We start from the raw sequence: 12,007 nt of genomic DNA, 5'->3' as shown, positions 1-12,007 counted from the left end.
ACCGGGGCCGCAACAAGTCCTTACATCTCCGATGCGTCCCCCAAGCAGCGCCAAACGCAGGTATTTATTACGTGCCATTGGTCTCGCTTTCTACTTCCTTTCCAATTCGAGCGGAATTACCGGCACCCGGCCGGTTCTCGATTCTTTGCTCAGACAATTTAGCCAAATGCCTGTATTACAAAGGTTTTTATGGACCAGGCGACAATCCGCGACAGCGAAAAATTCGTTAAGCATCATCTATTACAGGCGCGTGAAAAAGTTACCGAAAATCGATGTATTTTTTTTGAGATATTTTTTGAGAAGGGATTGATTTCTTGTTTTGCCCTTCATACAATTCGTCCCAAGCTGTTACGAAGTGTAACGCGATGTATCAAAAAGTCGCCATCTGTATCAAGCAGTGACATGTAGCCGGAGGTCTGCGTTTCCGGCGAGGCACAAAAGACATAACGGCAAAAAAAAAGCCGACATAGTAATTCGGGGCTTCGGAAACACAGAAAATGGACCGTAGCAGCGAGACGCTGGATTCAATCCGCGAGATTAACTTGTCTTACATCATGCTTGCGCAGCGCATGTTGCGTGAGGACAAACCGGTCGGGATGTTCCGCCTGGGACTGTCGTCGGAACTGGCTGATCTGCTTGCTGGGCTGTCGCTCGCGCAGATCGTCAAGCTGGCCGCTTCCGATCAGCTTTTGTGCTTCTTCCGCTTCAACGACCACTCGATGTTGTCGGCGTTGACGCAAACGACGAAGCACGCAGCCGTTGCTCCGACTCACACGGCGATCCTGCTTGCAGGCCAGCCCGCTGAGCAGTTTGCTTAATCGAGGTGACTGCGATGCTCAAGCGTAGCCTGACGGAAGACGCACAAGAAGTATTCCGTGCGATCGCGCTAATCGAACTCGGCGCCCGCATGCAGGTGCTCGAAAGCGAATTGACGCTCTCGCGCGACCGCATGATCCGCCTGTACCGCGAGGTCAAGGGCGTATCGCCGCCCAAGGGCATGCTGCCGTTTTCGGCGGACTGGTATATGACGTGGCTCGCGAACATCCACGCGTCGTTGTTCTACAACACGTACCTGTTCCTGAAGAACGAAGCACGTTGCTCGCATCTGGATGCGCTGACCAAAGGGTATCGGCTGTATCTGGAGCATTGCCAGCACAGCGATACCGAACCGGTGCTGGACTTGACGCGCGCATGGACGCTGGTGCGTTTCTTCGACGCCGACATTCTGCAATTGACCAAGTGCTGCCGTTGCACTGGCAAGTTCGTCGCGCACAAGCACGATCTGCAGCACAACGTGGTGTGCGGTGCCTGCCAGCCGCCGTCGCGCGCCGGCAAAACGAAGAAAGCAGCGGCCGCCCGCCAGGAAGCGCTCGAAGCAGCGCAGGTCGCGCAAGCCGCCTGATTTGAATTGACTCGATGAGGGCTGGTCCGCCCGACTCGAACCGAAGCCTTTAAAAAATCCGCACACTGTGCGGATTTTTTTCGCCATCGCGCCGCCAATCGACGCGTGGCGCCCGGCACGCCGCCGGATCAACCAGCCAATCCCGCCGTCTGCACCACCAGCCAAATTGCCCGGGTCCATATAGCCGATTGAAACCAGCAGACCCGGTCCTGCGAATTGCAGGAGCTTCTTCCAGAACGGCGCGCGTTGCGAGACAGCGTCGACTTGCCCGCGCCGCTGCGGCCGAACCCGGTGGTCTACGAACGGATTTTCGGAAGGAAAGCGGGAAAAAAGATTTGGATGAAACAACGCCGGGTTAGGCTATCGCGCGACCCGGCGTTCACTACGCTACGGCATCAATGAGCCAGTTAGTTACTGCTTCGCCACCTGCTGCGCCGATGCAGATGTAGACGCAATCGCGGACGTCGAACCAGAAGCCGCGTCCGGAGCAACCGCCCCAACCGCCGTATCCGGCGCCCTCACATCACCCCAACCGCCGCCCAGCGCGCGAATCAGATTCACCGTCGCCACCGCCTGCGTGCCCGACAGGTGGCTCGCCTGCAATTGCGAAGTCAGCACCTGGCGCTCGCTGTCGATCACATCCAGATAGCTGACCGCGCCTTCGGTGTACTGCGTGCTTGACAGATGCGCCGCCCGTTGCGAGGCCTGCACCGCGTTGTTCTGCTCGCGCATCTGATCGTCGAGCAGACGCAAGTCGGCCAGATTGTCTTCGACCTCGCGGAACGCCACCAAGACCTGCTGACGATATTGCGCGACGTCTTCGTCATACTTCGAACGCGCTTGCGCGAGGTTGGCCTTGCGACGGCCACCGTCGAACAGCGGGACCGTCAATGCGGTGCCGGCGAACGGACCGAGAATGAACGCGCGGCTCGACCACATGAACAGATTGCCGAGCGTCGCCGATTCAAAGCCAGCCGCGCCGGTGATATCGAGCTTCGGGAAGAACGCGGACTTCGCAAGGCCAACGCGCGCATTCGCCGCCTGCATCGACCGCTCCGCCGCCGAAATATCGGGCCGCCGTTCGAGCAACGCCGAAGGCAAACCCGGCGGCACCCGCACCGTCACCGGCACGAGCGGCGCTTCGGCGAACGAGAAGTCCGCCGGCGGCTTGCCGAGCAGAATCGCGAGACTATGCTCGGACGCCGCACGCTGACGCGCGACGCCGACCGCATCGGCACGCGCGCTCGCGAGTTCGTTGCGGGAGCGCGAAACATCCAGCTCGCCGATATCGCCTTCCTTGAAGCGGCGTTCGACCAGCTTCAGCGTGTCCTCGCGCAGCGCCACGGTACGGCGGTACAGATCCTGATCCGTATCGAGCTCGCGCAACTGGAAGTAGTTCTGCGCAACATCGGCTTGCAACGACAGTTGCACCGAACGGAACAGCGCTTCACTTTGCTGCTCGTCCGCCCGCGACGCGTTCACGTTCGAACTCACTCGCCCGAACAGATCGGCTTCGTACGACGCGGTGACTTGCGCGCGCCAGATCGTGCCCGTCGTGCCGCCCGCACTATCCGGCAGGAATTGCGATGCCGCCGACGCGCGCTCACGCGTCGGGCCGAAGCCCGCGTCGAGCTTCGGGAACCAGTCCGACTTCGCCGCTTGCGTCACCGCACGCGCCTGTTGCACGCGCGCCGCCGCTGCCTTCAGGTCCTGATTCGCGGCGGACGCCTGCTCTTCCAGCGCGTTGAGTTGCGGGTCGCCGAAAATCGTCCACCATTCGCCGCGATGCGCGTCGTCCGCGGGCTGGGCCTGCTTCCACGTGCCGGTGTCCTGCGCGGACGGTGCGGATGCAGCGGAGCTGGCCGACGCGGCGGGCGCTTCCTTGAACGCGCTCGGCGTGTCCACGTCCGGCCGCTTGTAAGTCGGCTCCACCGAGCAGGCGGCGAGCAGTGCAACCAGCAAGCCACTGACAGCCGCCCGGCCCCACCCGCTCAAAGATTCAAAGCGAGATTCAACGCGTTTCATTATTGTTTTCTCCTCAGGCGTCCGTCACCGGCGCACCATAGTGCGGCGCATCCTTCTGCGCGACGTGGATCGTCCCGCCCGCCAGCGTACGCAGCACCACATAGAACACGGGGGTCAGCATCAGACCGAACAGCGTGACGCCGAGCATCCCGAAGAACACCGCGATACCCATTGCGTGACGCATCTCCGACCCGGCGCCGCTCGACAGCACCAGCGGCACCACCCCCATGATGAACGCGATCGACGTCATCAGAATCGGCCGCAGACGCAGGCGGCTCGCCTCGATCGCCGCCGACAGCGGCGTGTGTCCGTCATGTTCGAGCTCGCGAGCGAACTCGACGATCAGAATCGCGTTCTTCGCCGACAGCCCAACCAGCACCATCAAACCGATCTGCGTGAAGATGTTGTTGTCGCCGCCCGTGAGCCACACGCCGGTCAGCGCCGACAGCACGCTCATCGGCACGATCATGATCACCGCGAGCGGCAGCGTCAGACTTTCATATAGCGCGGCGAGCACGAGGAACACGAGCAGCACGCTGATCGGGAACACCCACATGCCTGCATTGCCGGCGAGAATCTGCTGATACGTCAGATCGGTCCATTCGAGCTTCACACCGTGCGGCAACACTTCAGCGGCCACGCGTTCGGCCGCGGCCTGCGCCTGACCCGACGAGAAACCCGGCGCCGGTCCACCGTTGATATCGGCTGCCGTGTAGCCGTTGTAACGCACCACCATTTCCGGACCATATGTCGGCGTCACCGTCACCAGCGACGACAACGGCACCATGTCGCCCGCGGCATTGCGCGTCTTCAGTTGCAGGATGTCGTCGGCGCGTTGACGGAACGGCGCGTCCGCCTGTACCCGCACCTGATACACGCGGCCGAAGCGGTTGAAGTCGTTCACATACAGCGAGCCCAGATAGATCTGCATCGTATTGAACACGTCCGTGACCGGCACGCCGAGTTGCTTGGCCTTCACGCGATCCAGGTCGACGTTCAGTTGCGGCACGTTGATCTGATAGCTGGAGAAGGTCGGCCCGAGTTCAGGCGTTTGCGCCGCGCGCTTCACGAACGCTTCGGCTGCCTTGTTCAACTCCGCATAGCCGAGCGCGCCATGGTCCTCCAACTGCATCTTGAAGCCGCCGAGCGTGCCGAGACCAAGCACGGGTGGCGGCGGAAACACCGCGACGAACGAGTCCTTGATCGCGCCATACTGCTGGTTCAGCGAACCGGCAATCGCACCGGCCGAGAGCTTCCTGTCGCCACGCTCCTTGAACGGCTTGAGCGTCACGAACACGATGCCCGCGCTCGAACTATTCGTGAAGCCGTTCACCGACAAACCGGGGAACGCCACCGCGCTTTCCACGCCCGGCTGCTTCAGCGCAATCGCGCTCATATCGCGGATCACTTTCTCCGTACGATCCAGCGACGCGCCGTTCGGCAACTGCGCGAAGGCAATCAGATACTCCTTGTCCTGCGCCGGCACAAAGCCGCCCGGCACCACGCGGGTGATCAGCACCGTTGCGCCCAGCAGGATCGCGTACACCGCGAGCATCGCACCCTTGCGGCGCAGCACGCCGGTTACACCACGGCTGTACGCCGCCGAGCCACGGTGAAAGACCTTGTTGAAACGCCTGAAGAAGCCGCCCAGCAGACGGTTCATCACCCGCGTCAGGAAGTCTTCCTTCGCGCCATGGCTGCGCAACAGCATGGCGGACAACGCCGGTGACAAGGTCAGCGAGTTGAACGCCGAGATCACCGTCGAGATCGCGATGGTCATCGCGAACTGCTTGTAGAACTGCCCCGTCAAGCCGGTCATGAACGCGAGCGGCACGAACACGGCGACCAGCGTCAGCGCAATCGCGATGATCGGCCCGCTCACTTCCTGCATCGCCTTATAGGTCGCATCGCGCGCACTGAGCCCGTTTTCGATGTTCCGCTCGACGTTCTCCACCACCACGATCGCATCGTCCACCACGATCCCGATGGCGAGCACCATGCCGAACAATGACAACGCGTTGATCGAAAAGCCGAACGCGAGCAGCAGCGAGAAAGTCCCGACAATCGACACCGGCACCGCGATCAACGGAATGATCGACGCGCGCCACGTCTGCAGGAACACGATCACGACGATCACCACCAGCGCGATCGCTTCGAGCAGCGTATGCACGACCGCCTCGATACTCGAGCGCACGAACTGCGTCGGGTCGTAGACGATCCGGTATTCGACGCCCGCCGGCATGTCTTCGGCCAGTTCCTTCATCGCCGCGCGCACCTGATCGGAAATCGCCAGCGAGTTCGCACCCGGCGCCTGATTGATCGCGAGCGCCACCGCCGGCTTGTTGTCGAGCAGCGAACGCAGGCCGTATTCCGACGCTGCGAGTTCGACACGCGCAATGTCACGCAGATAGGTCACGCCGCCGTCCGGCGCGGTCTTGACGATGATGTCGCCGAATTCGCCCTCGGTCTTCAACCGGCCGCGCGCATTCACCGACAACTGCAACTGCGTGCCCGGCACCGAAGGCGATGCGCCGATCACACCGGCCGCCACCTGAATGTTCTGCTCACGGATCGCATTGACCACTTCGGTCGCCGTCAAACCACGCTGCGCGACTTTCTGCGGATCGAGCCAGACGCGCATCGCGTAGTCGCCCGAACCCCACAACTGCACTTCGCCGACGCCCTGAATCCGCGCGAGCCGATCCTTGACGTTCAGCAGCGCGTAATTGCGCAGATACGTCATGTCGTAGCGATTGTTCGGCGAGATCAGGTGGACCACCATCGTCAGCGTCGGCGAACTCTTGATGGTCGTCACGCCGAGCCGTTGCACGTCTTCCGGCAGACGCGGCAGCGCCTGGTTGACGCGGTTCTGCACCAGTTGCGTCGCGAGGTCCGGATTGGTGCCGAGCTTGAAGGTCACCGTGAGCGTGAGATTGCCGTCGCTATTCGCCTGCGACTGCATGTACAGCATGTTCTCGACGCCGTTGATCTGCTCTTCGAGCGGCGAAGCGACTGCTTCGGCGATCACCTTCGGATTCGCGCCCGGATACTGCGCATGCACCACCACCGACGGCGGCACCACTTCCGGGTACTCCGAAATCGGCAGCTTGAAGAGCGAAATGATGCCCCCCAGCAGGATCAATACCGATAGCACGCCGGCAAAGATCGGCCGATCGATGAAGAATTTGGATATGTTCATGGGAAGCTCTTAACATTGGAGCATGCACCGCGCGCAACCAGGCCGCGGCGCACGGGGCTCACGAATTCTTGTCCGCTTTGGCGCGCGTCTGCGCGAGCGGCGCGCTGTTCGGATCCTGATCGGTCGTCATCGGCACCATGTGCGCGCGCACCGAGTCGCCAGGACGCACGCGCTGAATGCCGTTGACGACGATGCGGTCGCCGGCCTTCAGTCCGTCCTTGACGACGCGCAGAGTGCCCTGGATGCCGCCCACCGACACTTCGCGGTACACGACGTGACTGCCCTGGTCGACCACCAGCACGAACTTCTTGTCCTGATCGGTGCCGACCGCGGCGTCGTCGATCAAGAGCGCCGGATGCGGCGCGCTGCCGCCCACTTTCACGCGCGCATACAGGCCCGGAATCAATGCACCGTCCTGGTTATCGAAACGCGCACGCACGCGGATCGTGCCCGACGACGTGTCGAGGCGGTTGTCGACCGATTCGATCGTGCCGCTGCGCGAGTAGCCGCTTTCATCCGCGAGACCCAGTTCCACCGGCACCTTGCCGCCGTCTTTCGCGCGGCTCAGGTATTGCAGATAGGTTTGTTCGTCCGCGTCGAACGATGCGTAGATTGGCGAGACCGACACCAGCGTGGTCAGCGGCGCCGCGCTCGCGCCCGCCGACACCACGTTGCCCACCGTGATTTCCGCGCGCGACACGCGGCCCGCCACCGGCGCGACGATCTTCGTGTAGCCGAGATTGATGCGCGCGGTTTCGAGCGCGGCTTGCGCGGCCTTCAGGTTGGCGCTCGCCTCGCGCGCGGCGTTCTGCTTCTCGTCGTAGTCACGCCTGGCGATCGCGTTGTCGGCGATCAGGCGTTGCGCGCGCTCCCAGTCGCTTTGCGTGTAGCCCGTGCGCGCCTGCGCGGCCGCGAGCTGCGCTTCGGCGCGATCCACTTCGGCCGCGTACGGGCGCGGATCGATCACGAACAGCGTGTCACCCTTCTTCACGAGCGCGCCGTCCTTGAAGTTGACCGACACGATGGTGCCCGGCACCTGCGAACGAACGTCAACTTTTTCGACCGCTTCAAGACGGCCCGAATAGCTCTGCCAGTCGGTAATGGTTTTTTGCACCACGGTCGCGACATCGACCTCCGGCACGATGGTCGGCGCGGCGGGCGAGCTCGCATCCACGCGAATCGCGCCGAACGTGCCGAGCCCAGCCACGACGAGGACCACTAGCGCGGCAATCGCCACGCGGCGGCGGGAAAGAGGAAGGATAGTCATGAGAAGCTCCCGGTATCGCTGATTAAATTTCTGTTTATCGATGGGCGCGCGCATCGAAGCGCCATTGAAAAAATCGCACCGCTTCCTGTAAAGCGGGCGGATGATCGGCCAGCGCGGCGTGCGAGGCGCTCGGGTAGCGAACCACCTGAGTCAGCACACCCGCGTCGATCAGACTGCTGGCGTATTTCTCCGCTTCCACATGCAGCACGTCGTTTTGCGCGGTCGCGATCAGCGTGGCGGGCAGCCCCGCGAGCCGCGACGATTCGAGCGGCGCGGCATACGGGTGCATGCGTTGCGACGCTTGCGGCAGATACGCGCGATAACACGCCGCGCACTCTTTCGCCGTGATGTCCGAACCCAAACGCTTTTCGTCGCCCAGACGCGTGAGGCTCGGATCGAGCATCGGTCCGAACAGCGCCTGCGCGGCGATCTGCACATCGCCGCGGTCCCGCGCGATGAAAGCGAGGCAGTTGGCCAACTGCCCGCCCGCATCGTGGCCGGCCACGCCGACCTTCCTGCTATTGCCGCCGAACGCGCGTGCCCGCGTTTGCACCCACAGCGCCGCGCGATGCGCATCTTCAGGCGCGGCGGGAAACGGAAACTGCGGCGCCAGCGAATAACCCACCGACACGACCAGTGCCGGTAAGTGTTCTGCGAAATAACGCGCGGCAAAATCGGCCTGCTCGATCGAGCCCTTCGTAAAGCCGCCGCCGTGGAAATAAAGCAGTACCGGCAATGCGGTTTTTTTCGCCTGCCGGTACAAACGCAACGTGATGTCCTGCGCGTACCCTTCGATCTGCACATCAGTGATGTCGAGTGCCGTGCTGTCGGCCTCTGCCGGGCCGCTGTCGGCGGGCACAAAGGAGTACGGCGGTTTAAATGCTTCCATGTCGAGCCGCGCGATGCGCATAGAACTTCAATGGTGCGAATTGTGGGTTCGGCAGACTCCTAAATAAATGCCTATAATCCGGCAACACAATTCGGTGCCCCTGAACAATCGAATGCGATTGCTCTGCGGATTCGATTCCCGCCTGGTGCGCCTGCCCCTTTCTGGAGGTTTGCAATGGACCGGCTTCAGGCCATGCAAGTGTTCACGCGCGTCGTCGACACCAACAGCTTTACCCGCGCAGCGGAAACGCTCGATCTGCCGCGCGCATCCGTCACCACGATTATTCAGAACCTAGAAGCGTTCCTCGGCACGCGTCTGATGCATCGGACCACGCGGCGTTTGTCGCTCACGCCGGACGGCGCGGCGTACTACGAACGCTGCGTGCGCATCCTCGCGGACGTCGAAGAGACCGAAGCCAGTTTTCAGAGCGGCAATAAAAAGCCGCACGGGAAGCTGCGTATCGACATGCCGGGATCGATCGGCCGCCTGCTGGTGATTCCTTCGCTGTGTGAATTCCACACGCGCTATCCGGACATCGATCTGCAACTCGGCCTGACGGACCGGCCGGTCGATCTGTTGCAGGAAGGCGTGGATTGCGTGGTGCGGGTCGGCGCGCTACAGGATTCCTCGCTGGTGGCGCGCCGGATCGGTCTGTTCGAGGGCGTGACCTGCGCGGCCCCGGACTACATCGCGCGCGCGGGCATGCCGGCGTCGCTCGAAGACCTGGACAATCACAAAGCAGTTAACTACTTCTCGAGCCGCACGGGCCGTACGATCGATTGGGCCTTCATGCTTGATGGCAAAGAAGTCGAAGTGAAAATGAAGAGCATCGTGTCGGTGAACGACGCGGACGCCTACGTGACTTGCGGGCTGGAAGGCTTCGGCCTGATTCAGCCGGCGCTCTTCATGGTGCTGCCGCATCTGCGTTCGGGTCAGCTGGTGGAAGTATTGCCGGAACTGAAACCTTTGCCGATGCCGATTTCCGCAGTCTATCCGCACAGTCGTCATCTGTCGCCCAAAGTCCGTGTTTTCGTAGACTGGATCGCGGAGCTGTTCGACCGTTGCCCGTTGCTGAGCGGCCGCGGCAGTCTCGACGCCACCTGCACCAAGCGGACTTTCGAAGAACGCGAGTCGGCACCGGTGCGCGACACGCCAGTGATAACCGAATGGGTCGCGTGATTAACCGGAATTGAAGTACGGAATCTGGAAAAGTGAATTCCAACCGCGGCTCTAATGCCGCGGTTGCTTGAGTTAGCAAGGCCGCCATCGCGATTGTTCCGAAATCGCGACAATTCATTTCGCGAAAGTGCGATTTATCCGCACTGCCCCAAAGTCTACATTTCACCCTGTCGCAGCGCCGCTCGTGCTGCAAATGAATCGACCGGAGTGAATCATGAAACGCAATCTCTTGGCTGGCCTGGCTCTTTCGCTGCTCGCAAGCGCGCCGGTGTTTGCGCAAGGCAACGGCGGTGGCGGCATTGGCCGCGCCGGTACTTATCAAACGCAACCCGCACCGAGCACGAGCGCAAAAACGCGTGCCGAAGTCAAGGCCGAACTGGTCGCGGCTTATCGTGACGGCTCACTGCCCGCGCTGAATCGCACCAGCTATCCGAACAAAGGTTTGATCGGCCAGACGCAAGCCGCGCGCATTGCGTTGCAGGAAGGCACGAATGGCGTCGTGACACGCGTCGCCAACGGACAGTAATTCAAATGAAGACGCCGCAATGATTCGGTTTCCAAAATAAACAGTCATTGCGGCGCCACACATGCATTCTTCAAAAAGGAGCACATCATGACACCATCCGAACTGGATCAATGGGATACCGACACCCCAGTGTGGACGCCGTTCCGCGCGCCACAACATTAAGTGGTGTCGATAGCGGGTAGTTTGCTGTACCTGTCGCACGTGTGCCCGCGCTCCTGCTGCGCGGGCACGTCGCTATTGAAGAGATTTTCGGTTACCGCTTTGGCACGCCTTCGCGCCACTCGCCCCAATGCGTGACGATGTCCTGCACCAGCGGATTTCCGGAGCGGAACAGGTTCTCGATAGCAATCGTGAAGCCGCCCTGCGCCGCATAGTTCAGCAGGTTGTCCGCACTCGTCTGGCCATCGTAGGGCCGATCGAAATCGGAACCCGCGCGCAATACAGCAACGCGGTTCAGATCGACCTTGTGTACGGAAGCGGCACGCTTGAGCGCCTCGTACGTGGCGTTGTCTTCCTGCTGGGTCGTGCAGTAAACACCTTTGCCGTCCGTCAGAATGCTGGTCCAATCACGGGCCCGCTGACCGAGCAATGTTCCTGACCACCAGGTGTCGCCAGCCAGCGTATCGCATTGAATCACCGTAGGCGGACGATTTGCCGGCGCATAGGAATATTTCGCGCGTGCGGCCTGAGCCTGTGCGTTATCGGACAGTGCAACGCTGTGCGACAACGCAAATGCCGTATCGGCGAGTTGCGTGTTCAACTGGAACACCTCGGTGCGGTAGTCGAGCGGCGGCTTGGCGGAAGGGCTCGTCGTGTTGATCCCCAGATAGCCCGTATTCCAGCCAGGCGGAATCTCGCGCCCGTCGATCTCCCACTGAATGCCGAAGTCGACCAGATACTTCGCCCACGCGGCCGATCCCACCGTGCCTTGCTGCGGATCGATCCCGGCAATCCCGGCAACCATGAAGTACGTGTGCCGCAAATCGAAACGCGGCGAGAAGGTCAGCGCCATGATCGACGCCGCCGCGTTGCTGTGCCCCATGCCGGTGGTCATCACGCAAATGTCCTGCTTGTTGCAATGAACCGCCGGGTAGTCGGGCGACAAACCATCCACTGCAATGTCGTGCCACGGGCCGAGCCGGTCGAGCCACACCTGGCCCTCGGGGCCGAACATCGAGATGATCATCACCTTGACGGGCTGCCCATGCGAGCCGCCGTCGCCGTGCGAGAAACCGCCGTTGTCGTCCGCGCTGGCCGGTCCGGACGAAAAGGCCGCGCATGCCGCGAGTGCAAAGGCGCATAGCGCGCCGAGTGAGCGAGTCAGCATCATGATCTTCCTTCTTTTGCTTGTGATGCAGGTTGGGAGAGAGTGCTGCTTTCAAGCCGAAAGAAGTATAAGTGCGAAGAAATTATTTGCCACTACGTGATACGCAATTTCCCGTACGGCAAATGGAACCGGCGGGCACGCCTGGCTGATTCGGCGCAGCACGTTGTTCGCGTCATTTCCCTATAATCGGAAG

The 12,007-nt window shown here is 61.7% G+C and carries 9 protein-coding genes; 4 read left to right on the top strand and 5 right to left on the bottom strand.

Features of this window, described 5'->3' with window-relative positions; translation table 11 throughout:
* Positions 1 to 497: 497 nt before the first annotated feature.
* Positions 498 to 818, top strand: a complete 321-nt coding sequence (gene flhD, locus HV744_RS03510; RefSeq protein WP_008921830.1) for a flagellar transcriptional regulator FlhD — start codon at positions 498 to 500, stop codon at positions 816 to 818.
* Between the two features lie 14 nt (positions 819 to 832).
* Positions 833 to 1,402 carry a flagellar transcriptional regulator FlhC gene (gene flhC, locus HV744_RS03505; RefSeq protein WP_175148148.1) on the top strand — a complete coding sequence of 190 codons (570 nt, stop codon included), beginning with the start codon at positions 833 to 835 and terminating at the stop codon, positions 1,400 to 1,402.
* Positions 1,403 to 1,813: 411 nt separating this feature from the next.
* Here flhC and HV744_RS03500 read toward each other — a convergent pair whose 3' ends face one another.
* Genes HV744_RS03500 through HV744_RS03485 form a run of 4 tightly spaced genes read right to left on the bottom strand, consistent with a single transcriptional unit; the run spans position 1,814 to position 8,782 of the window.
* On the bottom strand, positions 1,814 to 3,427 hold the full coding sequence (locus tag HV744_RS03500) for an efflux transporter outer membrane subunit (RefSeq protein WP_175148147.1): 1,614 nt from the start codon (positions 3,425 to 3,427) through the stop codon (positions 1,814 to 1,816).
* A 13-nt stretch (positions 3,428 to 3,440) separates the two neighbouring features.
* Positions 3,441 to 6,626 carry an efflux RND transporter permease subunit gene (locus HV744_RS03495; RefSeq protein WP_175148146.1) on the bottom strand — a complete coding sequence of 1,062 codons (3,186 nt, stop codon included), beginning with the start codon at positions 6,624 to 6,626 and terminating at the stop codon, positions 3,441 to 3,443.
* Between the two features lie 58 nt (positions 6,627 to 6,684).
* Positions 6,685 to 7,893 carry an efflux RND transporter periplasmic adaptor subunit gene (locus tag HV744_RS03490; RefSeq protein WP_175148145.1) on the bottom strand — a complete coding sequence of 403 codons (1,209 nt, stop codon included), beginning with the start codon at positions 7,891 to 7,893 and terminating at the stop codon, positions 6,685 to 6,687.
* Between the two features lie 34 nt (positions 7,894 to 7,927).
* Positions 7,928 to 8,782, bottom strand: a complete 855-nt coding sequence (locus tag HV744_RS03485) for an alpha/beta hydrolase (RefSeq protein WP_175148144.1) — start codon at positions 8,780 to 8,782, stop codon at positions 7,928 to 7,930.
* 174 nt (positions 8,783 to 8,956) lie between these two features.
* Between HV744_RS03485 and HV744_RS03480 the strand changes: the two genes are divergently transcribed.
* Positions 8,957 to 9,961, top strand: coding sequence for a LysR family transcriptional regulator (locus HV744_RS03480; RefSeq protein WP_175148143.1), 1,005 nt, complete (start codon positions 8,957 to 8,959; stop codon positions 9,959 to 9,961).
* A 214-nt stretch (positions 9,962 to 10,175) separates the two neighbouring features.
* Positions 10,176 to 10,487, top strand: a complete 312-nt coding sequence (locus HV744_RS03475; RefSeq protein WP_175148142.1) for a DUF4148 domain-containing protein — start codon at positions 10,176 to 10,178, stop codon at positions 10,485 to 10,487.
* A 253-nt stretch (positions 10,488 to 10,740) separates the two neighbouring features.
* On the opposite strand, the gene HV744_RS03470 is transcribed toward HV744_RS03475, so the two are convergent.
* Positions 10,741 to 11,814, bottom strand: coding sequence for a purine-nucleoside phosphorylase (locus HV744_RS03470; protein ID WP_175148213.1), 1,074 nt, complete (start codon positions 11,812 to 11,814; stop codon positions 10,741 to 10,743).
* Positions 11,815 to 12,007: the final 193 nt, after the last annotated feature.

The sequence above is a fragment of the Paraburkholderia ultramafica genome (assembly GCF_902859915.1).
In the GTDB taxonomy this organism is placed as follows: Bacteria; Pseudomonadota; Gammaproteobacteria; order Burkholderiales; family Burkholderiaceae; genus Paraburkholderia; species Paraburkholderia ultramafica.
The sequence above is the reverse complement of the archived record's forward strand: the minus strand, read 5'-3'. Positions and strand labels throughout refer to the sequence as shown.

Excerpts from the sequence above, each read along its gene's own strand:
- flhD (WP_008921830.1), top strand. The coding sequence starts at position 498 with ATGGACCGTAGCAGCGAGACGCTGGATTCAATCCGCGAGATTAACTTG.
- flhC (WP_175148148.1), top strand. The coding sequence starts at position 833 with ATGCTCAAGCGTAGCCTGACGGAAGACGCACAAGAAGTATTCCGTGCG.
- HV744_RS03500 (WP_175148147.1), bottom strand. The coding sequence starts at position 3,427 with ATGAAACGCGTTGAATCTCGCTTTGAATCTTTGAGCGGGTGGGGCCGG.
- HV744_RS03495 (WP_175148146.1), bottom strand. The coding sequence starts at position 6,626 with ATGAACATATCCAAATTCTTCATCGATCGGCCGATCTTTGCCGGCGTG.
- HV744_RS03490 (WP_175148145.1), bottom strand. The coding sequence starts at position 7,893 with ATGACTATCCTTCCTCTTTCCCGCCGCCGCGTGGCGATTGCCGCGCTA.
- HV744_RS03485 (WP_175148144.1), bottom strand. The coding sequence starts at position 8,782 with ATGGAAGCATTTAAACCGCCGTACTCCTTTGTGCCCGCCGACAGCGGC.
- HV744_RS03480 (WP_175148143.1), top strand. The coding sequence starts at position 8,957 with ATGGACCGGCTTCAGGCCATGCAAGTGTTCACGCGCGTCGTCGACACC.
- HV744_RS03475 (WP_175148142.1), top strand. The coding sequence starts at position 10,176 with ATGAAACGCAATCTCTTGGCTGGCCTGGCTCTTTCGCTGCTCGCAAGC.
- HV744_RS03470 (WP_175148213.1), bottom strand. The coding sequence starts at position 11,814 with ATGCTGACTCGCTCACTCGGCGCGCTATGCGCCTTTGCACTCGCGGCA.